This window comes from Oceanidesulfovibrio marinus (assembly GCF_013085545.1).
Lineage (GTDB): Bacteria > Desulfobacterota > Desulfovibrionia > Desulfovibrionales > Desulfovibrionaceae > Oceanidesulfovibrio > Oceanidesulfovibrio marinus.
Map to the genome: position 1 here is coordinate 174,339 of NZ_CP039543.1, position 21,421 is coordinate 195,759.

At 64.7% G+C, this 21,421-nt stretch carries 18 protein-coding genes; 14 read left to right on the forward strand and 4 right to left on the reverse strand.

Annotation, left to right across the window (positions count from 1 at the left end):
• Positions 1-37 precede the first annotated feature (37 nt).
• Positions 38-508: a 23S rRNA (pseudouridine(1915)-N(3))-methyltransferase RlmH gene (locus E8L03_RS00760; RefSeq protein ID WP_171266285.1), complete on the reverse strand. Its 471-nt coding sequence runs from the start codon at positions 506-508 to the stop codon at positions 38-40.
• A gap of 166 nt (positions 509-674) precedes the next feature.
• Here E8L03_RS00760 and E8L03_RS00765 point away from each other — a divergent pair, with 166 nt between their 5' ends.
• Positions 675-1,331 (forward strand): L-threonylcarbamoyladenylate synthase, encoded by a 657-nt coding sequence (locus tag E8L03_RS00765; RefSeq protein WP_171266286.1) that lies wholly within the window; start codon positions 675-677, stop codon positions 1,329-1,331.
• 295 nt (positions 1,332-1,626) lie between these two features.
• Here the strand turns inward: E8L03_RS00765 and E8L03_RS00770 are convergent, their stop codons facing one another.
• The gene (locus tag E8L03_RS00770; RefSeq protein ID WP_171266287.1) at positions 1,627-2,667 is read right to left on the reverse strand and encodes a glycosyltransferase family 9 protein; all 1,041 of its coding nucleotides are present in this window, start codon (positions 2,665-2,667) and stop codon (positions 1,627-1,629) included.
• Positions 2,668-2,734: 67 nt separating this feature from the next.
• Between E8L03_RS00770 and E8L03_RS00775 the strand changes: the two genes are divergently transcribed.
• The 5 genes from E8L03_RS00775 to arfB all read left to right on the forward strand — a co-directional run bounded on the left by E8L03_RS00775 (position 2,735) and on the right by arfB (position 8,016).
• Positions 2,735-3,193, forward strand: a complete 459-nt coding sequence (locus tag E8L03_RS00775; protein ID WP_425325949.1) for an NUDIX domain-containing protein — start codon at positions 2,735-2,737, stop codon at positions 3,191-3,193.
• A gap of 196 nt (positions 3,194-3,389) precedes the next feature.
• Positions 3,390-4,850 carry a glycogen synthase GlgA gene (gene glgA / locus E8L03_RS00780; RefSeq protein ID WP_171266289.1) on the forward strand — a complete coding sequence of 487 codons (1,461 nt, stop codon included), beginning with the start codon at positions 3,390-3,392 and terminating at the stop codon, positions 4,848-4,850.
• A gap of 44 nt (positions 4,851-4,894) precedes the next feature.
• A complete protein-coding gene (gene glgB, locus E8L03_RS00785; RefSeq protein WP_171266290.1) occupies positions 4,895-6,829 on the forward strand; it encodes a 1,4-alpha-glucan branching protein GlgB in 1,935 nt (644 codons plus the stop codon).
• A 148-nt stretch (positions 6,830-6,977) separates the two neighbouring features.
• The gene (locus E8L03_RS00790) at positions 6,978-7,553 is read left to right on the forward strand and encodes a hypothetical protein (RefSeq protein WP_144304866.1); all 576 of its coding nucleotides are present in this window, start codon (positions 6,978-6,980) and stop codon (positions 7,551-7,553) included.
• Positions 7,554-7,578: 25 nt separating this feature from the next.
• Positions 7,579-8,016, forward strand: a complete 438-nt coding sequence (gene arfB / locus E8L03_RS00795; RefSeq protein WP_171266292.1) for an alternative ribosome rescue aminoacyl-tRNA hydrolase ArfB — start codon at positions 7,579-7,581, stop codon at positions 8,014-8,016.
• A gap of 168 nt (positions 8,017-8,184) precedes the next feature.
• Here arfB and E8L03_RS00800 read toward each other — a convergent pair whose 3' ends face one another.
• Positions 8,185-9,165, reverse strand: coding sequence for a class I SAM-dependent methyltransferase (locus tag E8L03_RS00800; protein WP_171266293.1), 981 nt, complete (start codon positions 9,163-9,165; stop codon positions 8,185-8,187).
• 292 nt (positions 9,166-9,457) lie between these two features.
• Between E8L03_RS00800 and E8L03_RS00805 the strand changes: the two genes are divergently transcribed.
• Positions 9,458-10,570: a glycosyltransferase gene (locus tag E8L03_RS00805; protein WP_171266294.1), complete on the forward strand. Its 1,113-nt coding sequence runs from the start codon at positions 9,458-9,460 to the stop codon at positions 10,568-10,570.
• Between the two features lie 260 nt (positions 10,571-10,830).
• Here E8L03_RS00805 and E8L03_RS00810 read toward each other — a convergent pair whose 3' ends face one another.
• On the reverse strand, positions 10,831-11,493 hold the full coding sequence (locus E8L03_RS00810) for an LOG family protein (RefSeq protein WP_171266295.1): 663 nt from the start codon (positions 11,491-11,493) through the stop codon (positions 10,831-10,833).
• A 171-nt stretch (positions 11,494-11,664) separates the two neighbouring features.
• Here E8L03_RS00810 and E8L03_RS00815 point away from each other — a divergent pair, with 171 nt between their 5' ends.
• The 7 genes from E8L03_RS00815 (at position 11,665) to metG (ending at position 21,207) form a co-directional block, all read left to right on the forward strand.
• Complete coding sequence (locus E8L03_RS00815) at positions 11,665-13,302, forward strand: MBL fold metallo-hydrolase RNA specificity domain-containing protein (protein ID WP_144304861.1); 1,638 nt, start codon at positions 11,665-11,667, stop codon at positions 13,300-13,302.
• 3 nt (positions 13,303-13,305) lie between these two features.
• Positions 13,306-13,875, forward strand: coding sequence for a 16S rRNA (guanine(966)-N(2))-methyltransferase RsmD (gene rsmD, locus E8L03_RS00820; RefSeq protein ID WP_171266296.1), 570 nt, complete (start codon positions 13,306-13,308; stop codon positions 13,873-13,875).
• Positions 13,854-14,372, forward strand: a complete 519-nt coding sequence (coaD, locus tag E8L03_RS00825) for a pantetheine-phosphate adenylyltransferase (RefSeq protein ID WP_144304859.1) — start codon at positions 13,854-13,856, stop codon at positions 14,370-14,372. The genes rsmD and coaD overlap by 22 nt, the downstream gene beginning before the upstream one ends.
• Before the next feature lie 187 nt (positions 14,373-14,559).
• Positions 14,560-15,480, forward strand: coding sequence for a tRNA (adenosine(37)-N6)-dimethylallyltransferase MiaA (miaA, locus tag E8L03_RS00830; RefSeq protein WP_171266297.1), 921 nt, complete (start codon positions 14,560-14,562; stop codon positions 15,478-15,480).
• The gene (locus E8L03_RS00835; protein ID WP_171266298.1) at positions 15,477-17,072 is read left to right on the forward strand and encodes a SpoIID/LytB domain-containing protein; all 1,596 of its coding nucleotides are present in this window, start codon (positions 15,477-15,479) and stop codon (positions 17,070-17,072) included. Before miaA ends, E8L03_RS00835 begins: the two co-directional genes overlap by 4 nt.
• A gap of 475 nt (positions 17,073-17,547) precedes the next feature.
• Entirely contained in the window at positions 17,548-19,191 is a 1,644-nt protein-coding gene (locus tag E8L03_RS00840) for a regulatory iron-sulfur-containing complex subunit RicT (RefSeq protein ID WP_171266299.1), read from the forward strand.
• 54 nt (positions 19,192-19,245) lie between these two features.
• The gene (gene metG / locus E8L03_RS00845; protein WP_171266300.1) at positions 19,246-21,207 is read left to right on the forward strand and encodes a methionine--tRNA ligase; all 1,962 of its coding nucleotides are present in this window, start codon (positions 19,246-19,248) and stop codon (positions 21,205-21,207) included.
• Positions 21,208-21,421: the final 214 nt, after the last annotated feature.

A 21,421-nucleotide genomic window follows, 5' to 3' on the forward strand; every position in this document is an offset into this window, starting at 1 on the left:
CCCCGCCGATTGCGCGTGCTCTGGGCTCCGGACCGGATCAGCGGTGGTGGTAGGGGATTCCGGCGATGATGGTGGAGGCGCGGTAGAGCTGCTCCAGGAGCACCACCCGCGCCAGCTCGTGGGGCAGGGTCATTGGGCCAAGGCTTATGGTGTGGACTCCGGCGCGGCGCACGGCCGGCGAGAACCCGAACGCTCCCCCCACAATGAAGCACGGCCGGCGGTTCTGGTCCTCCAGCATGCCCCCCAGCCACGCGGCAAAGTCCTCGGACCCGCGCGCCTTGCCGCGTTCGTCCATGCAGATGGGGATGTCGCGGTCGTCCAGGGCGGCGAGGATCTTCTCCCCCTCCCAGGCGGACTTGTCCTCCGGCCCCAGCTTGGACGGGCCGTCCTTGACCGTGGTTTCCTCCAGCTTGTACTGCCTGGACACGGCGTCTGCGTAGTGCGCAGCGGCGTCGCGAAAGAACGGCTGCTTGAGCTTGCCCACGGCAATGAGGCGGATGGTTCGCATGATCGGTTCCGTACTGTGATGCGTATGTGAATGCGGGATTGCGGCGCGCCGTGGATGTTCACGCGGCGGCCAACGTCATGGTAGACTGCCGGGCGGGCATGGGCAAGCCGGACATATATACGGACAGAATGGACCGTACCTGCGGTCCCACACAGGATACAAGAATTTGAACCTACGATATCTCAGCGCTTCTCTCGCGCTCTCCTTTGAGGACGCCGTGGCCCGGCTGCACGCCGGCAAGGGGCTGGTCTACCCCACGGAAACCTTCTTCGGCCTGGGCTGCAAAGCCACGGATCACGAGGCTGTGGCCCTGATTGCGCAGTGCAAGACGAGGCCCGTGTATAAGCCCGTGCCTGTCATTGCCGGCTCGGTGGAGCAGCTGGCGCTGCTCACGCCCGGCTTTGCGGAGCGGCCGCAGGAGAATGCTTTCGAGGCGATAGCGGCGGCGTTCTGGCCCGGACCGGTGGCCGTGCTGCTGCCTGCGCGGCAGGAGCTGCCGCGGCCTCTGCACGGCGCCACCGGCCATGTGGCGGCGCGGATATGCGGCCATCCCCTGGCGCGGCGTCTCTGTCTGGAAGCTGGCGAGCCCCTGACCGCCACCAGCGCCAACCAGTCCGGCGAGCCTCCGGCAGCGCGCCTGGACGAGCTGGACCCGGAGCTGGTGCGCGCCGTCGGCGGATACATCGCCGCCGAGCCACAACCTGCAGGCGGCCGGCCGTCCACCATCGTGTCCATCGAGCCGGACGGCTCCCTGCGCGTGGTCCGCGAGGGCATTGTCCCAACCCTCGTGCTGGAGCAGGCCGGGTTCTGCATCGTCAGCTAACCCACCGAAAGGGCAGCTAAAACAGCGAGATGACGCTGGCCGCCATTGCTTTTGCGCTTCGGTCGGGCAGGGCGCCGGGTATCCTGCTGCCCGCGGTTGAAAAAGTTGAACCGCAAACGCGTACAGGTAGGGGGGCCGAGTCTGGTAGTTCAAGATTTTTTACGGGGAAGAAGACTCTCGGAGCATCGTCTGGTGGAAATGTTTCTGGATAACTATCTGGAATTATACATTATATAAGAAATATCGCGAGGGTGGCCAAGTTTGGCACTACCCTTGCTAGATTCCAGATACCTTCCTATTGCTTTTGCAGAAGCCGGCTTGTTTGAGAGGACAGACAAGCCGGTTTCTCTTTTTTGACATCCAGAATTTCCAGAACGCTTTTCTCCACAGCATCGACCGCGATCGACTCCATGCAGTCCCGCTCCGCGCAGGCGATGCCGTGCGTGGTGGTGGAGCACGGCCGGCAGTCCACGTCTGCGCGCAGGATGCAAGCCTCCGCAGGCGCCCACAGCCGCGCGCCGGTGGGGCCGAACAGGGCCAGGGCCGGTGTGCCTGTGAGCGCGGCCGCGTGCATGGGGCCGGTGTCCGCGCCGGCCACGGCGGCGGCTTCGGCGATGCGCTCGATCAGCTCTGCCAGGGAAGGGGGCGCGATGGCCGGGACGCCCTGCGCGTCGAACCCGCGCTCCAGCTCGACCGGACCCAGCACAAGGCGGCAGGAGAGGCCGCGATCGAGGAGCCGCCGGGCGAGGTCGAGCCAACGCTGCGCAGGCCACTCCTTGGCGCGGTGTCCGGCGCCGGGGAAAAGCAGTACATCCCCACCAATCTCCCCGTTCTTTTCATCTCCGCTTCGACCATTCAGACCATGCCAGCGCGCCACGCGCTCCTGCCATACCGTGGCTGCGTCCTCGGGCCAGGGCAGCGCGAGCCGTTCGTCCATCATGCGCGCCAGATGTGCGCGGACCGACTCGCCCCCGCCATTTTCCGGAACCATGGGCAGGAAGGTGAGCCGCGCTCCACCATCTGTTGCGTGCAGAAGCGCGGCATCGAAGGGCGGTGTGCGCAGGCCGATCCAGATGATGCGCGATCCTGCAAGGGGCGCGAGGGCGGGGGTGTCCCAGCTGCTTGCACCGTAGAGCCGCTCCACGGCGGCGCGTGTCTCTCCCGGAGCGGGCTGGAACCCGGCTGCAGCAGCCCACGGCGCGTACGGCTCCCGGCCGGCGTAGAGCAGGGCAGCCTCGTTGCCATACTGCCGGGCCACGGCCAGAAGCGCCGGCCAGGCGATAAGAAAATCGCCCAAGGCGCCGTTGTGGACCAAGATAATCTTGTCATCATGCATGCGCAGGAAGTAAGATCATACTCTGGCGATTGCAAGTTCACATTCGACCCCTGCCAAGGAGATGCGCGTGTCCGGCCAGATACCATGCCCGCATTGCGGCAAGCCCACAGGAAAGTACGACAATCCGACTCCGACTGTTGATGTGGTGATCTATGACCCGGCGCGCGGCGTGGTGCTGGTGGAGCGCAAGAACTTCCCTCCGGGCTGGGCCCTGCCCGGCGGCTTCGTGGACACGGGCGAGCGCGTGGAGGCGGCGGCCGTGCGTGAAGCCAGGGAGGAGACCGGCCTGGACGTGGTGATCACCTCGTTGCTGGGCGTGTACTCCGACCCGGAGCGGGACCCGCGCCAGCACACCATGTCCGTGGTCTTCACCGCGCAGACGTCCGACCCGGACGCCCTGACCGCCGGGGACGACGCCGGCAACGCAAAGTTTTTCCCGCTGGATGGGCTGCCTGCGCCGCTGGCCTTTGACCACGCCAGGATTCTCAAGGATTTCGAGGACCGTCTTGCGCGACTCGCGCCATGACCCAGACGACGATCGTGTTACAGACAAGGCGTATTGCCGGGGGAATGCTTGCCATTCCCCGGAAGCCGTGACACAAACTGTACGGATACTTTATGTTATGTCTTCCTTCCCGGAAGGAGAATCAGGTGACGACCGGTCTGTGCGAAGTCGCACATAGAATAGCCGAAGCGGATGTACGAAGCCGGCAGGGGGGAGCATGCCGCCGAAACCGTTGATCCTGTTTGCATCCTCGGAGATGTACCCGTTTTCTAAAACAGGCGGCCTGGGGGACGTCCTGGGGGCCCTTCCATTGGCCTTGCACCGGCAGGGCTGCAACACCGCCGTGGTCACGCCGCTCTACGGTCGGTTGAACACCAGCGAGTACCCGCTGCATCTGCTTTATTCCGATTGCCCGGTGGGCTACCCATGGGCGCCCATCACGACAGATATCTACCTGGCGGATTTCCACGGCATGCCCGTGTACTTCATCCACCGGGACGAGTACTTCGACCGCCGCTTCTACTACAACACGTACAGGGGCGACTACTTCGACAACTGCGAGCGGTTCATCTTCTTTTCGCGCGCGGTTCTGGAGCTTTCCCGCCTGCTGGAGACGCCGCCGGCGGTCATCCACGCCAGCGACTGGCAGACCGCGCTGGTGCCGGCGTATCTGTACTTCGCGCGCATGTCCGACCCTGCCTGGCGCGACACCCGCACCGTGCTCACCATCCACAACCTCGCCTTCCAGGGCCGCTTCTCCTCGCGGTTGTTCTGGACCTCCGGGCTGCCGCCGCACGCCTGGTCCATGGACGGAGCCGAGTACCACGGGGACTTCAACCTGCTCAAAGCGGGCATTGCCTACTCGGACATGGTGACCACGGTGAGCCCCAGCTACGCCAGGGAGATACGCGTCTCCGCCGAGTGCGGCTGCGGTCTGGAAGGCATCCTCACCAAGCGCTCCGACCACGTCCGAGGCATCCTCAACGGCGCGGACTACGATGTCTGGGACCCGCGGGACGACAGGTACCTGCCGTGCTGCTACGGGGCCAAGGACGCCGAAGGCAAGGAATCCTGCAAGAGCGAGCTGCTGAAGGAGCTGGGCCTGAGCGATGAGCTCATGGACAAGCCGGTGCTTGGCTTCATCGGCCGGCTGCGGGAGCAGAAGGGCATCGACCTCCTGCTGGACATCCTGCCGGAGTTGATGAAGCTCGACGTGGGCATGGTCGTCCTGGGCGAAGGCGACATCGTCTACGAGGAACAGTGCCTGGCGGCCATGGAGGACTACCTGGGCCGTTTCTCCGCGCGGGTGAGCTATACCGAGGACCTGGCCCACCGCATCCAGGCCGGCTGCGACATCTTTCTCATGCCCTCGCGCTACGAGCCCTGTGGCCTGACCCAGATCTACGCCCTGCGCTACGGCACGCCGCCGGTGGCCACGGCCGTGGGCGGTCTGAGCGACACCATCGTGCCCTATCCGGACCCGGAGGCCACGGGCTTCACCTTCCGCGAGTCCGAGCCCGAGCAGTTCCTCGAAGCCATCCGCCAGGCCGTGACCGTGTGGCAGGACCACGCGGCCTGGAGCGCGTTACGCGAACGCGCCATGCGCCAGGAGTTTACCTGGGACAAGGCGGCGCACAAGTACCTGGACGTGTACCACGCCCTGGGCGCCGCGGTGTAGCACCCTGAATCCGGGACACGGACGTGTGTCCAAGGAGTAGTACCATGGCAGCGACAAAGCCGGTGACCATACCGGAGTTCGATGTATATCTGTTCGGCCGGGGCGAGCATTGGGACATCTACCGCATCCTGGGCGCGCATCCGCACGAGCAGGACGGCGAGCACGGCTACCGCTTTGCCGTGTGGGCGCCCAATGCGCAGGAGGTCAATATAGCCGGCGACTTCAACGAATGGCGCTGGGGCGAGTTTCCGCTCTATCCTGTGGCCAGCTCTGGCATCTGGGCCGGCTTCCTGCCCGGCATGGAGCAGGGCGTGCTCTACAAGATCGGGATCAAGGATCAGAACGGGCGCATCGTCTACAAGACCGACCCTTACGCCCTGCACACGGAGATGCGGCCCGGCAACGCAGCCAGGACATGGACCCTGGACGGCTATGAGTGGAACGACGAGCAGTGGATGCGCGAGCGCCGTGAAAAGGGCCTGCCCCTGAACCGCGCGGTCTCCATCTACGAGGTCCATCCCGGCTCCTGGCGGCGCAAGGACGACGGCGGCTTCCTCTCCTACAACAATCTGGCTGACCAGCTCATTCCCTACGTCAAGCAGCTCGGGTTCACCCACATCCAGCTCATGCCTGTGGCCGAGCACCCGCTGGACGAGTCCTGGGGCTACCAGACCAGCCACTACTTCGCGCCCACCTCGCGCTTCGGCGCGCCGGACGATTTCCGCACTTTTGTGGACCGCTGCCACGGCGCCGGCCTCGGCGTGCTGCTGGACTGGGTGCCGGGCCACTTTCCCAAGGACGAGTGGTGCCTGGGACGCTTCGACGGCACGGCGGTTTATGAGCACTCCGACCCCAGGCAGGGCGAGCACCCGGACTGGGGCACCTACATCTTCAACTACGGCCGTAGCGAGGTGCGCAACTTCCTCTTCGCCAATGCCCTGTACTGGCTCAAGGAGTTCCACATCGACGGCATCCGCATAGACGCCGTGGCCTCCATGCTCTACCTGGACTACTCCCGCGAGGAAGGGGAGTGGGTGCCCAACATGTTCGGCGGCCGCGAGAACCTGGAGGCCATCGACTTCCTCAAGGAGCTCAACCGCGTGGTGCACGAGCACTACCCCGGCGCCATCATGGTGGCGGAGGAGTCCACGGCCTGGGCCGGCGTGTCCCGGCCCCTCTATGTCGGCGGCCTCGGCTTTACCTTCAAGTGGAACATGGGCTGGATGCACGACACCCTGGAGTACTTCTCCAAGGACCCGATCCACCGCGCCCACCACCAGAACACGCTCACCTTCTCCATGCTCTACGCCTTCACGGAGAACTTCGTGCTGCCGCTCTCCCACGACGAGGTCGTGCACGGCAAGGGCGCGCTGCTCTCCAAGATGCCCGGCGACATGTGGCAGCAACAGGCCAACCTCAGGCTGCTCTACTCCTACCAGTGGGCGCATCCGGGCAAGAAGCTGCTTTTCATGGGCGGCGAGTTCGGCCAGTGGAACGAGTGGAAGGAGTCCGGCCAGCTGGACTGGGTGCTCATGGAGTTCCCCACGCACCAGGGCATTGCCCGCTGCCTCACGGACCTGAACAGGATTTTGGTGGACGAGCCGGCCATGCACCGCTTCGACCACGACTGGCAGGGCTTCCAGTGGCTCGATTTCTCGGACTACGCCAACTCCGTGCTCAGCTTCATGCGTCTTGCCCCGGAGCTGACCAATCCGGACAGCGGCGAAACCGTGTTCGAGCCGGCGCCGTCCGTTATCTGGGTCTTCAACTTCACGCCGGTGGTGCGCAAGGAGTACGTGATTCCCGCGCCCCATGGCGGCTTGTGGCGGGAGATATTCAACTCCGACAGCTCGGCCTACGGCGGCTCCAACACGGGCAACGCCGGGCTGGTGGACGCCCGCTACAACGAAACCAGCCAGGGCTGGGGCCTTAACCTGACGCTGCCGCCGCTGGCGGCCATGGCCTTCAAGCCGGCGTAGGTCGGAGTCGCCCGGACGCTTGCATTGACCTTCTATCTCGCGCGGGACTCCATTGACAGAATTTCCTCCGTCCGTGTAATGGTTTATGGTAACTGACACGGATTACTCTTCTCTTGGAGTGGAACACGGAGACGCGGAGGGGTGAGCGATGCGCCATGAACACGTTTCGAAATTGAGTGCCCGTTCAGCGTGCGCCGTGCTGGCCGTGCTTCTGTGGTGCGCGTTCGTCTCCAATGCGCAGGCGCGCAACACCATCCGCTGGTACGACGACCAGGGCAACCTGCACACCATCGAGCTCTCCGACCTCGGCCCGTACGAGCAGGAGATCCAGGACAAGCTGCAAGGCGAGGGCAACCAGACGCCGCAGGTGGACGATGGCGCCGTGAGCCAGGAAGCGCCGGCGAAGTCCGAAAAGCTGGAGCAGCAGTACGAGGCCATCAAGGCGCGGGAGCAGCAGCGCCAGGATCGCCAGCGCATCATCCGGGAGATCAACTCCATCGACAGCCAGATCGCCGACGTGGACAAGCAGATCGCGGAGACCGAGCAGCAGCTCAAGTACAAGGGCAACCGCCGCGCCGGCATCGTCAACCGCGAGGGCACAAGCATCCGCCTGTGGCAGGATATCCTCAACCTCCGCAAGCAGCTCGACCTGCTCTACACCAAGAAACAAACTCTGCAGAATCAAAAAGAAGCGCTCCGGCAGCAGATGCCACCGGCGCCGTAACCGGTCCGCAGCCGGCCCCTCCACCATGTCCGATGAACGCTACGCGCCCTTGTCCGGCGGCCTGCTGCTCGATCTCCAGGAGCTGCGTATGGAGACCATGCGCGCCGGCGGTCCTGGCGGCCAGCACCAGAACACGGCTGATACGGCCGTGGCCCTCACCCTGCCCGTGGCCCAGTCCAGAAGCCTCAACGACGAGGCCAAATCCACCATTTTCCGCCGGCTCGCCTCCCGGCTGACCAAGGACGGCGAGCTGCGCGTGGTCAGCCGCACCAGCCGCAGCCAGAAAGCCAACCGCGACATCGCCCAGAATCGCCTCCTGGAGCTCCTGCGCTCCGCCCTTACCGAGCCCAAACAACGCCGACCCACCCGCATCTCCCGCGCGGCCAAACGCCGCCGTGTGGAGTCCAAACGCCGCCACGGCGACAAGAAAGCCCAACGCGCCAAGCCTGATATTTCCGAGTAGTGGGAAGGCTGTCTGAGGGGCGCTGCCCCTCAGGCTCCCCGCCAGGGAGCATTGCTCCCTGGACCCTATTCTGGGTCCAGAAAAACAAATTAGATAAAAAGTTTGGGAAGGGAGAGCGCGAGAGGGAAAGCCTTTTTCAAAAGGTGTCCCTCTCGCATTCTTGTTTCTTTACGCCGTAATCATCCAGAAGGAGCCGGGTTCCACGGCGTTTCCTTCCTTCAAGAATCGACCCAGCACCGGGCAGACCCGCGCCAGCGCTGCCGGGTGTGCGTGGCGCAGGTGGTTCACGGCGGCGAGGGTGCGGAGGCGGGTGCCGCCGGAGAGCAGGGCTTCGAGCAGGTACTGCTCGGTCCAGAGCCGGCGCTGATGTACGGCCCATTTCGCCGGGTAGTCGCGCGGGGTGAAGATGTCGTGGGCGTGGACGAGCACGCCGGCCGGCAGCCGGGGGATGATGTCGAGATAGGCGACAAGCACGTCCCCGCCGGGACGGACCACGTGGGACGAGTCGATGAAGAGTATGTCGCCAGGGCCGAGCAGGGCGGCCAGGCTGGCTGGGTCCTCGTCCTCGGCCTTGCGCGCGCGGACCTCCACGCCCAGCGAGGCGAGCCATGGCTTGGGGAACGGGTCCACCACGATGTGCGTGTGGCCACGGCCCGGTGACAGGGCCTCGGTGGCGGCGCGCGCCTCCAGGGCCATGAGCGTGGACATGCCGCTGCCCAGCTCCAGCACGGTGTGCGGTGTGCGGGCGCGGAGGAGCGCGTAGAGGATCTCGGCGTCGCCCGGGCCAAAGGAGTCGTTGGCGAATGTGAAGGCGCGTTTGGCCGGGGCGCGGTCGGCCATGGCCAGCAGCTCGCCGGCGAATGGCGCGAGCTCGTCGAGCAAGGCGAGCTGGTCCGGCTCGCCCAGGTCCACGCCGGGCAGATCGCGCGGGCCGTCCGCCATGGCCTCGACCGGATACGGCTCGTAAAAGTGATTGCGTAGCGGGTGCACACCGCACCGCGCGAGGATGGCGCGGGTCACAGGCAGCCGCGTGAGGCCGATCTGCCGCGCCATAGACAGCCACCAGCCGCCGGCCCAGCTCAGCGGGGCGAGCAGGATGTCCAGAGCCGGGGCGATCCGGCGGAGAATGTTTCGGGTAGACCTGTGCATGCTTGCACCGGTGTAGCAGGAAGCGCTCGGCTGCGCTATATGAACGACCCAGCACACCGACGACTAGGTATATGGGGGACCAATTCCCCATGCCCCCTGCCAAGGGGAATGATTCCCCTTGGAACCCTCAAATGGGGCCAGGAAAAAGAATCCCAAGTAAAAAGTTTGGGAAGGGAGAGCCCGAGAGGGAGAACCTTTTTTAAAAGGTGTCCCTCTCGCAGTAACAAGTTCTTAACCAAGCGTCGCCCGGTCGCATTGCGGCGGGGCAATGGTTGCTGTAATGCAGATACGCATGAGCGTATCCGTCATCCACCACACCCTGCTGGAGCTTCGCGGCGGCGCATCGCGCGTGGCCTCGATTCTGAACGACGAGCTCGCGGCCATGGGCGTGGAGTCGTCCCACTCTTTTGAGGTGGCCGAGAGCCGGGACGGGGAGGCAGAGCTTTTGAGCCGGCCGTGGCCGGCGCGGCTGGAGGAAGCCATCGCGGCCGGGAGCGTGGTGCACGTTCATTCCACGTCGCAGTGGCACGAGCTGCTGGCGTTTCTTGCGGCGCGGCAGGCGCGCACTGTGATCACCCTGCACGATTTCCAGCTCGTGGCCGGGGGCTGTGTGGCGCCGGTGGAGTGCGACATCTCGGCCGGCAGGTGCCCGGACCCGTGCCCCCGCGGCTATCCGGACCCGGAGGGCGAGCGCAAGCTGCGCAAGCGGCTGGTGGGCAACCTCGATCCGGTTATCGCCAGCCCCTCGGAGTGGCTCCGGCGGCAGGCCGCGTCCAGCCTGGAGCGGGAGGTGGTGCTGGTTCCCAACGGTGTGCCCTGGCCGCAGACCATGCCCGACGCGGCGGCGAAAAACGCGGCCAAGAAGGCCCTGGGCATTGCGCAGGCGGCGCGTACCGTGCTCTTCGTGGCGCACGGCGGTCGCCGGGCAGCGTACAAGGCTGGCCACGAGTGGGACTTTATCTGGCGGCTGATCAAAGAGCAGACCCCCGGCGCCGTGGGCATCATGGCGGGCGGCAAGAGCATGGAGCGCGACGGCGACCTGCTGCGGCTGCCGTATCTGGAGCCGGAGCACCTGGCCCGCGTACTCACGGCGGCGGACGTGCTCTGCTATCCCACCCTGGCGGACAACCATCCGCTGGCCGTGCTGGAGGCCATGGCCCATGGCGCGGCCGTGGCGGCAAGCGCCGTGGGCGGCGTGAAGGAGCAGGTGGCCGACGGTGTGAACGGGCTGCTGGCCCCGCCCGAGGAGTGGGAGACGCTGGCAACGCACACCGCGGAGCTGCTGGCCCGTCCGCCGCGCTGCCGGGAGCTCTCCCGCACAGCCTTTGAGCAGGGCGCAAAGCGCTTCAACGCACGCCGCATGGCCGAGGACTACCGCACGCTCTATGGGCGCGTCCTGGGCTGACGATTCTTCGCGATCATCCCTTCATTCCAGACAATACGAACACGACCGGAAACCCCGCCATGCGCAGGATTCCCGGCCGTGTGTCAGGTGCACGTTGAATCGCCGTTCAGGAAACTATTGAAAGATCCTCTTACGGCAGGCTGTTCAAAAATCACGCTGGCAAGGCGCAAAAAAAGTTCAAGGCTGACGCGTATAAAATATACGCGAGGGTTTGAAATTTTTACAGCAACGCAGCCAGCGGGAGATTTTCAATCGCCTGCCTAGACGATGACGTAGCGTTTGATGAAATGGACCACCTCGTCGGGCGAGTCCATCATGGCGAAGAGGTCCAGCTCGTCCTCGTTCAGGTAGCCGGCCTGCACCATGTGGTCGCGTATCCAGTCCATGAGCCCGGCCCAGTACTCGCTCTTGTAGAGGATGATGGGGAAGGGCTTGATGCGCTTGGTCTGCACCAGCACGGTGGCTTCGAAGAGCTCGTCCAGGGTGCCCAGGCCGCCGGGCATGACGATGTACGCCGTGGCGTACTTCACGAACATGACCTTGCGCACGAAGAAGTACTTGAAATCGAGGGCTACGTTCTGAAATTCATTGGGCTTTTGCTCCATGGGCAGCCTGATGTTCAGGCCCACGGAAACGCCGTCCTCCACCTGGGCCGCGCCCTTGTTGCCGGCCTCCATGATGCCGGGGCCGCCGCCGGTGATGACGGTGTAGCCGGCCTCGGCCAGCTTCTGGGCTATCTCCACGCACTCGTCGTAGACAGGGTCGCCTTCGCGCACGCGGGCGGAGCCGAAGATGGAGACGCCGTGGCCGTAGTCGCCCAGGGTGTCGAACCCGTCCACCAGCTCGGCCATTATCTTGAAGAGCCGCCAGGACTCTTGCATGGAAAGGTCGTCGATGACGAATTGCTTGTGTTGCTGAACCATTATCGCTCCTTGGCGTGTTGGTCGGTTGAAGGGTGGTTCCTCCTGCGCGGCCCGGGCAAAAGTGTGTGTACGTTTGCGCTCACCAGAGATATATCGCATACTTTGCGTTCGCGACAATGGCCGCCGGGTACCTCGCCGGCGGCGTTCAACACCACCTTTCGAGGAGCAACGATGAAGATAAAGTTTCTGGGCGCCGCGCAGACCGTCTCCGGTTCGTGCCACCTCATCGAGACCATGGGCCGGCGCTTTGCCGTGGACTGCGGCATGCATCAAGGCAACAAGGAGATTGACGAGCGAAATGAAGCCGTTGATCTCTACGATCCCAAAAATATAGATTTTTTCCTGATCACCCATGCGCACATAGACCACTCCGGCCTGCTGCCCAAGATGGTGAAGGAAGGGTTTACCGGCAAGATATACGCCACCGAGCCCACGCGCGACCTCCTGGAGATCATGCTGCTGGACTCCGCCCACATCCAGGAGATGGAGGCCGAGTGGGAGAGCCGCAAGAAGCGCCGCCGGGGCAACACGCCGGTGGAGCCGCTCTACACCCAGGACGACGCCATGAAGGCCATGGAGCTCTTCGAGGTGGTGGAGTACAACACGCTGTTCGAGCCGGTCGAAGGCGTGAAGGTGGTCTACTGCGACGCCGGCCACATCCTGGGCTCGGCCTTTGTGGAAATGACCGTCATCGAGAAAAACGGCGGCGACAACGGCGAGGACACCCACTACCACCTGCTCTTTTCCGGCGACCTGGGCCGCCCCAACCAGCTCATCATCCGCGATCCGGAGCAGCCCTCCGAGGACCGGCCCGTGGACTACCTGTTCATCGAGTCCACCTACGGCGACCGCGACCACAAGGATCAGCGCAAGAGCCGGCAGGAGCTGGCCGAGGCCATCGAGTACAGCTACAAGCGCGGCGAGAAGGTCATCATCCCGGCATTCGCCGTGGAGCGCAGCCAGGAGATGATCTACAGCCTGTACCTGCTCGATCAGGAGGGCAAGCTGCCCAGGGACATGCCCGTGTTCCTGGACAGCCCCATGGCCATCCGCGCCACGGAGGTCTTCCGCAAGCATCCCAGCTTCTTCGATGAGGACGCCAAGAAGATTATGGAGCAGGGGCACGACCCGCTGACCCTGCCGCAGTTCCAGTATACGCTGAAGACGCAGGAGTCCCAGGCGCTGAACACCATGAAGGGGCCGGCCGTGATCATCTCGGCTTCCGGCATGTGCAACGCCGGCCGCATCAAGCACCATCTGCGCCACAACCTGTGGCGTCCGGGGGCGAGTGTTGTCTTTGTGGGATACCAGGCGCGGGGCACGCCCGGCCGCAAGATAGTGGACGGCGCCAAGTCCATCCGCATCTTCGGCGAGGACATTGCCGTGGCGGCCAAGATCTTCACCATCGGCGGTTTCTCGGCCCATGCCGGCCAGAGCCAGATTCTCGACTGGGTGGACAGCTTCGACCAGAAGGGCATGGAGGTCTTCCTGGTGCACGGCGAGCTGGAGAAGCAGGAGATCCTGGCCAAGCTGATGCGCGAGCGGTTCCAGCTCAAAGTGCGCATTCCGGCCTACCTGGAAGACGTCATTCTCAAGCCGGGCCGAGCCATGGACGTCATCGGCCACCCCGAGGTCGCGTACCCCTCCGTGGACTGGAACTACGTGCTGGGCGAGGCCGAGGCCAAGCTGACGGAGCTGCGCTCGCGCCTCACCGAGGTGGAGGCCAAGCCGTGGATCGATCAGTCCGAGCTGCGCGACCGTGTGCTGGACACCACCAATGAGCTGTCGAAAATCGTCTCCGACCTCTAGACCATGCGCATAACAGCCGGTATATACAAAGGTCGCACCGTCCGCACGGTGGAAGGGCCGGGCTACCGTCCGGCCACGGCCAAGGTGCGCGAGGCGCTTTTCTCCATGCTGGAGGCGCGCGGCGTGGCCTGGAGTGATACGCGGGTGCTGGACCTCTTCGCCGGGTCCGGCTCCCTGGCGCTGGAGTCCCTCTCCCGCGGGGCGCAGCACGCCACCATGGTGGAGATGAACCGGTCTGCGGCGCGGACCATAGAAAAGACCATGGCCGACCTGGGCATAGAGCCGGGCGTGGCCGTGGTGGCCTGCACAGACATTTTTCCCTGGCTGGGCAAGGGGCCCGGCAAAAAGGAACCGTTCAACCTGGTCTTCGTAGACCCGCCGTATGGAGAGAACCTGGCGGGCAGGGCGCTGAACGCCCTTGGCCGCAAAGGCTGGCTCGCACCCGGAGCCGTCGTTGCGGCGGAGATAGAGAAGAACGCCGTCGTGCCGCAGCTGGCCGCGCCGTTTGATCTCGATGTGGACAGGACGTACGGTCAAACAAGGATAGTCATATGGAATACGGCCCGCACCTAGCCATCTACCCCGGCACCTTCGACCCGCTGACCTTCGGTCATGTGGGCATCGTCAAGCGCGGCCTCAATGTGTTCGACAAGATAATTGTTGCCGTGGCGGTGAAGACTGCCAAGTCGCCGCTTTTCAACCTCAAAGAGCGTATCGCCCTGGCCAAGGAGAGCTTTGCCGGGGAGGACCGCATTACCGTGGAAAGCTTTGACGGCCTGCTGGTGGAGTACGCCATAGAGCGCGGGGCCAAGGCCATTCTCCGCGGGCTGCGCGCCGTCTCGGACTTCGAGTACGAGTTCCAGCTTGCGCTCATGAACCGCCATCTCAACCGGCAGGTGCAGACCGTCTTTCTGATGACAGACTACCGCTGGCTGTACATCAGCTCCACGATCATCAAGGAAGCGGCCCGGGCCGGCGGCGATGTGCGCGGCCTGGTGCCGGACCCGGTCTACTTCCGGCTGATGGAACGGCTGGGTCGGCAGGTGGATTCCACGGAAGGCATGATCTAGTGTCGCGTTCCATAAATACGCACGCCACTGCGACACGAACCCTCTACAGGCGGGTCGCCGCCAGGGGTGGCGTAGCGAGCCGGAAGCCGCGTTTTTCGGTGAAGCGATCCTTTCGCGAATGCGGGGGTTGGAAACAACCATGCATTTGCGGAACAGCACATTAGGACCGGTTACAGGAATTCTGCGAATGGATGCCATGCCGGTTATCTGTCTGCTCGGCGTCACCGGCGCGGGCAAAACAGCCGCTTCCCTGGCCCTGGCCGAGGCCCTGCCCGGCTCGGTGGTCAATCTCGATTCCCGCCAGGTGTACCGGGAGTTTCCCGTCATCACGGCGCAGCCCTCCCCGGAGGAGCAGGCCGTGGCGCCGCACTATCTGTATGGTTTCCTGCCCTGCACGGAGCGCATCTCGGCCGGCGTGTTCGCGGAACGCGCGCACGAGGCATGCGCCGAGGTCCGCGCCTCGGGCCGGTATCCGTTGCTGGTGGGCGGGGCCGGGCTCTATCTGCGGGCGTTTCTGGAAGGCCTTGCGCCCATCCCGCCGGTGGACGAAGCTGTCCGCGAATCCCTGGAGCAGGCCCTGGACCGCTCGGGCCTGGCCCCGCTGCGAAAGCGGCTGGAGGAGGCGGACCCGGAGTACGCCGCGGCCATCCATCCCAACGATACGCAACGCACCCTGCGCGCCCTGGAGGTCTACGACTCCACGGGCAAGCCCCTGAGCTGGTGGCATGCGCAACCCACGCCCACGCCGCAGGTGCGGCCGCTCAAGCTCTTCCTGGAGGTGGAGCAGAAAGCGCTGCATCGCCGCCTGGACGAGCGCATCAGCCAGATGCTGGAGGCCGGGGCCGTGGATGAGGCGCGCAAGGCCATGGACTCCTGTCCCGACCCGGACGCGCCGGGCTGGTCCGGCATCGGCTGTGCCGAGTTGCACGCCTATCTGAGCGGCGGCTGTCCCCTGCCGGAGGCCAGGGCGCTGTGGCTGCGCAACACCAAGGCCTACGCCAAGCGGCAGATGACCTGGTTCCGCAAGGAATCGGACATGACGGCCGTGCCGGCGCAGGACGTGAACCGCATCGTGGCGTTGGCGTCGCGATTTCTGGAGACTGTATGAACCACGACCCGGCCCACGCGCGATTCACCGGTTGCCTCTGCGCCCTCATCGTGGGCGGGCTCCTTTGCGCCTCGCCGTGCATCGCGCAGGACTCGGCCGGGAAATTCGATCCGGACCCCATGCTCCGGCGGGCGCACATGCTCTTTGACAGCGGCCAGATGCTCGAAAGCATCGCGCTGTACGAGGACATCGCCCGCATGAGCGCCGACCCGGACTACACCGTGTACTGCTACGTGCGCGTGGCCGACGTGCTCGCCCTGTTCCTGGACCAGCGGGAGCTGGCGCTCACCTATTACGACAAAGTAATCCGCGAGTACCCCGGCAACTGGAATCTGGCCAACGCCTACTTCAACTCCGCCATGCTCCTTTTTGCCGAGCACCGCTACGAGGATGCGACCAAGCGTTTCCAGCGCTACCTGGAGCTCTTTCCCGAGGCCAGGAAGACGGCCACGGCGCGGTACATGATCGAGCGCATGCAGAAGGAGACGCCCGGACCGGCGCCTGTTCCCGGCGTGGACAAGACGCCCATGCCGGAGGCGGAGCCCATGGTTCGCGTGCTGCTCATCACCGCGGACAGCCTGCAACTGGAGTTTCCCCATAGCGTGGTCATGCACGCCGCGTCCGGCCGGCGGGACAAGCTGGCCCCAGGCACCTACAGGCTTCGCGTTCTGGACGGCGGCGTGAGCATGGAAGGCCGTGGCCTGGGCGAGGAGGTTTCCTTCGACGCCGGGCCGCACGGCTTCGCCCATGCAGGCAGGAGCTACGCCGGCGAGGCCGTGGTCAGCGTGCAGGGCGGCTCCATGACCCTGATCAACCGGCTGCCCATGGAGCAGTATCTGGAAGGGGTGGTGCCCTCGGAGATGCCGCCGTCGTTCGCCCCGGCCGCGTTGCGGGCCCAGGCCGTGGCGGCGCGGACCTTTGCCTGGCGGATCGTCACGCGCACCCGTGAGGCGGGCAAGCCGTACGATCTCTCGGCCGGCATGATGGATCAGGCCTACCTGGGCATGGGCGTGGCCAACGTGGCCACGCAGGACGCGGTGCGCCTTACGCGCGGCCAGGTGCTGCTGTACCACGACGCGCCGGCGTTCACGGCGTTCCACGCCCACTCCGGCGGCGTGCTGGAGGACGACGCTGCGGTGTGGAGCGCGAACATGCCGTACCTCAAGGTGGCTGACGACGAGCGCAGCGAGGACTACAAATCACTGGACTGGGAGTATCGCATCGCTCCGTCCGAGCTGGCCCGGCTGCTGAAACGCAACGGTTTTTCTTTGAGCCGCGTGGAAGGCCTGCGCGTGGACGGCCGCAGCACCTCCGGCCGCATTGCGGAGGTGGCCGTCACCACGGACGACGGCGTGCTGCACATCCGCGGCAACAGCTTCCGCCTGCTGGTGGGGCCGGCGCGCATGCGCAGTCTGCTCTGCGACGTGAGCCGCGACGAGGACGGGCAGTTCGTCTTCAATGGCCGCGGCTACGGCCACGGGGTGGGCATGTCCCAGTGGGGCGCGCAGGCCATGGCCTACGCCGGCAAGGACTACAAGGACATCCTGAGCACCTACTATCCGGGCACAACGCTCCGAGCCCTCTACAACTGACGTCGGTTGCTTCCTCCGATCTGCGAATCTCCGCAGGAGCGGTGCCTCTTGCGCAGGCCGCCATCCGCGTGTTCCGGCCGTCTCGTCCCCTCCAATGGCACTTGGCGCCGCAGCTCTTTTGGCTTGTTCGCCATCTTCCGTGATTTCTGGTACTTGATATTCAAGACGTGCGAATGGGCTCGCCGGAATGCGTCCGCACAGGGGGCAGGGCGGAGCCTGAGGGAACAGGCCGATCTCCCGGAAAAGGGGCTGCTGCGGACCGGGATGGTCGGAAAACAAATGCGGGGGCGCGGCCACGGCCGCTTCCATCGCGCCCGGGAGTGTTTATTGTGAGGAAAGGGCTGCGCCGGCGGCTGGAGCTTTTTAACGACGCGGCCATCCGCTTTGTTGACAGCACGGCCCCTCTGGACGCATTATCACCAATCTTTTCGCAAGAAAGCTATTCCAGACGGCGCTCGCGCCGCACAATGGATACATGAGTCAGATACTTGGACTGAAATTTCGCGATTCCGGGTCGATATACTACTTTGACTCCGGGGCGTTCGTGGTCAAGCCGTTCGATCGCGTCATCGTGAACACCGATCAGGGCATGGCCTTGGCCAAGGTCGTGCTGGTGCTCAGCGAGCCGCCCGATGATTTCGAGGGCGGGGAGATCAAGCCCATCTACCGGCTCGCCTCCGAGGAGGACCTCGTTCAGGAGCAGGAGAACGAGGCGCTCGCCCAAGAGGCATTCGAGTACTGCCGCAAGAGCATTGTCGAGCACGGTTTGGAGATGAAGCTCGTCGATGTGGACGTCTTCTTCGACCGCGGCAAGATCGTTTTCTACTTTACCGCGCCCAACCGCATCGACTTCCGCGAGTTGGTCAAGGACTTGGTGCGCAACTACCGCACGCGCATCGAGCTGCGGCAGATAGGCGTGCGCCACGAGACGCAGATGACCGGCGCCGTGGGCAACTGCGGCCAGCTCTGCTGCTGCCGGCGGTTCCTGCGCAAGTTCGCTCCCGTGACCATCAAAATGGCCAAGGAGCAGAACCTGTTCCTCAATCCCACCAAGATTTCGGGCATCTGTGGCCGATTGCTCTGCTGCCTGGCCTACGAGCAGGAGAACTACGAGAAGTTCCACGCCAAGTGTCCGCGCGTGGGCAAGCGCTACATGACCGAGCGCGGCGGCATGAAGGTGCTGCGTGCCAACTTCTTCCGCGACTCTCTCTCTGTATTGCCAGACGGCGGCGAGGAAGAGGAAATTTTCATCGACGAGTGGGGAGACCTCAACCCGCAACGGCCGGACCCCAACCAGCAGCCGCAGCAACGGAGTGAGGCCAACAACAGGCCCAAACGTGAGAAGCCGCCGCGCAAGCCGCGCGGCAAGGGCGAGGGCGAGACTCCCCCCAGGGACGAAGCCGCAGAGGCGCCGCAGCCTGTCGAGCCTGAGGCTGTGGAGACGGAGGAGCCGGCGGAGGATACACAGCAGGCCGCATCCGGCGGCAAGCCGGACCGGAAGCGCAAGGACCAGAAGCGCGGCCGTCGCGGCTCCCGCGGCCGCAAGCGCGATGCCGACGCCGAGAAGCAGGGCGGCGCGGCCGAGGATTCCGACGCTTCGGGCAAGGGTGGCCGGGATTCTTCAAGAAAGCCCGCCCCCAGGGACCAGCGCGGCGAAGAGCAGAAGCCCGAGGGCAAGGGCGCGGAGCCCAAAGAGGCCAAGGAGCCCAAGCAGCAGAAGACTCAGAACCTGCCGGCTGTACAGTCCAAGAGCACGTTCGGCATTTCGGGCATTGGCGCCAAGCTCCCGCCGGCGGAGAGCGAGGCTGAGCATTCGGCCGAGGCCAAACCCGCGCAGGAAGCCGCAGCACCTGCTCCGGAAGGCCAGCCCGCGCAGGAAGGCGACGCCCAGGCCAAGGAAGATGGTCAGAAGCCCAAGGGCAAGGGGCGGTCCCGCTCCTCCCGGCGGCGTCCCTCACGCCGTTCCGGCCGTGGCCGTGGAGGCGGCGGTGGAGGCGAGCAGAAAAGCGGAGAAGCCGGGCAGCAGCAGAAGGAGTCCGGCGGTTCGGAAGGCGGCCAGCGCAAGTCCAGGCCGCGCCGCAGACGCCGCAAGCCCAAGCAGGACAAACCCAAGGAATAGGCGCGCCGCGCCCTCGTCACGTCCAGGATTCTGGACAAAAAACGGAGTGTTCTCGTGGAACGCTTTTACGTAACCACGCCCATTTACTACGTGAATGCCAAGCCCCATCTTGGCCATGCATACACCACTATTGTTGCCGACTGCCTGAACCGCTTCCACAAGGCGTTGGGTCAGGAGACATTTTTCCTCACCGGCACGGACGAGCACGGCGACAAGATCGTGCAGGCCGCGGAGGCCAATGGCGAATCGCCCAAGGCCTACGTGGACCGCATCTCCGGAATGTTCCGCGATCTCTACCCCAGCCTGGGCGTGGAGTATGACCGCTTCGTGCGCACCACCGAGCCCCAGCACGTGGAAACCGTGCAGACAATTCTGCAGAAGGTGTACGATTCCGGCGACATATACTTCGCCGAGTACACCGGCCTGTACTGCTACGGCTGCGAGCGTTTCTACACCGAGAAGGAGCTGGAGGACGGGCTCTGCCCGCAGCATCAGAAGGCCCCGGAGGAGATCAAGGAGTCCAACTACTTCTTCCGGATGTCCAAATATAAAGACTGGCTGGCCGAGTACATCCGCGCCAATCCCCAGTTTATCCGGCCCACACGCTACGCCAAGGAGGTGCTCGCGCTGCTGGAGTCCGGCGAGCTGGAGGACCTCTGCATCTCCCGGCCCAAGCACCGCCTGGACTGGGGCATCGAGCTGCCCTTTGACAAGGACTACGTCTGCTACGTCTGGTTCGACGCGCTCATCAACTATCTGACCGGCGTGGACTGGCCGGACGGCGAGAACTTCCCCAAGTTCTGGCCCGGCGTACAGCATTTCGTTGCCAAAGACATCCTCAAGCCCCACGCCGTGTTCTGGCCCACCATGCTCAAGGCGGCCGGTATCGACCTCTACAACAGCCTCAACGTGCACGGCTACTGGCTCGTGGATCACACCAAGATGTCCAAAAGTCTGGGCAACGTGATCTCGCCGCTGGACATGGTGGAGCGCTATGGCACCAGCGCCTTCCGCTACTACCTGATGCGCGAGATGCACTTTGGCAACGACGCGAGCTTCTCCGAGGAGGGGCTGGTGGCGCGGCTCAACGCCGACCTCGCCAACGACCTGGGCAACCTCTTCAGCCGCGTGCTTTCCATGGTGCACAAGTACCAGGGCGGCACGGTGCCAACGCCCGGAGCGTTTACGGAGGAGGACGAGGCGCTGATGGAGCTGGGCCGCGAGTCCATGCAGAATTTTGTCCAGCTTTTTGAACACGTGGAGTTCTCCCGTGCCCTGGAATCGCTCTGGGAGTTCGTGCGCGCCATGAACAAGTACGTGGACGACATGAAGCCGTGGGCGCTGAACAAGGGCGGCGAGACAGAACGACTCGGCACCGTGATGTACGTGCTTCTGGAAGGCATGCGCAAAGCGGCGGCGTTCCTCTGGCCGGTCATGCCCGAGGCGTGCGAGCAGATGCTTGTGCAGCTGCAGGGCGCGTTCGACCCCATGACGTTGGACCTTGTCCAGGAGGCTACCCACTGGAAAGGCTTGGCGCCGGGGGGCGAGCTGGCCAAGGTCTCCAACCTCTTCCCGCGCGTGGACTGGGAGAAGAAGCAGGACGAGGCGCCCAAGTCCGAGCCCAAGCAGAAGAAGGCGAAGGACAGGAAAGAGTCCAAAAAAGTGGACGAAAAGAGCGCCGGGGACGAAGGCTTCATCGAGTTCGGCGACTTCCAGAAGCTGGACCTGCGCGTGGGCACCGTGACTAGCGGCGAGAAGCACCCGGACGCGGACAAGCTGCTGCGGCTGGATGTGAACCTGGGCGAGATGGGGAAACGGCAGATTATCGCCGGTCTGGCCGAGTTCTTTACGCCTGAGGATCTGGCCGGCAAGCAGGTCGTGGTGGTGTCTAACCTCAAGCCGCGTAAGCTGCGCGGTCTGGAGTCGCAGGGCATGATCCTGGCCGTGCGCACGGACCAGGGCATGCGGCTGCTCACCCCCACGGACAGCGCGCCTGACGGCAGCAGGGTTTCCTGATCGACACAACGGCAGAGGTGCCAAGCACACGGCGGCAGGATGCCGGAAAACAGCTTCCAGGCGCGCAGAAGGGAGCTGTCTCTGGCAGGATGCGGACACACGCGGAATAAAGCGGCAACCGGCGCAGGAAGCGGGCAATCCCATGGAGCACGCGCATGGCCCTCGGGAGGACGCGAGGCCATATAGGGGCGAAGCAAGCAGCAACCAGGCCCTG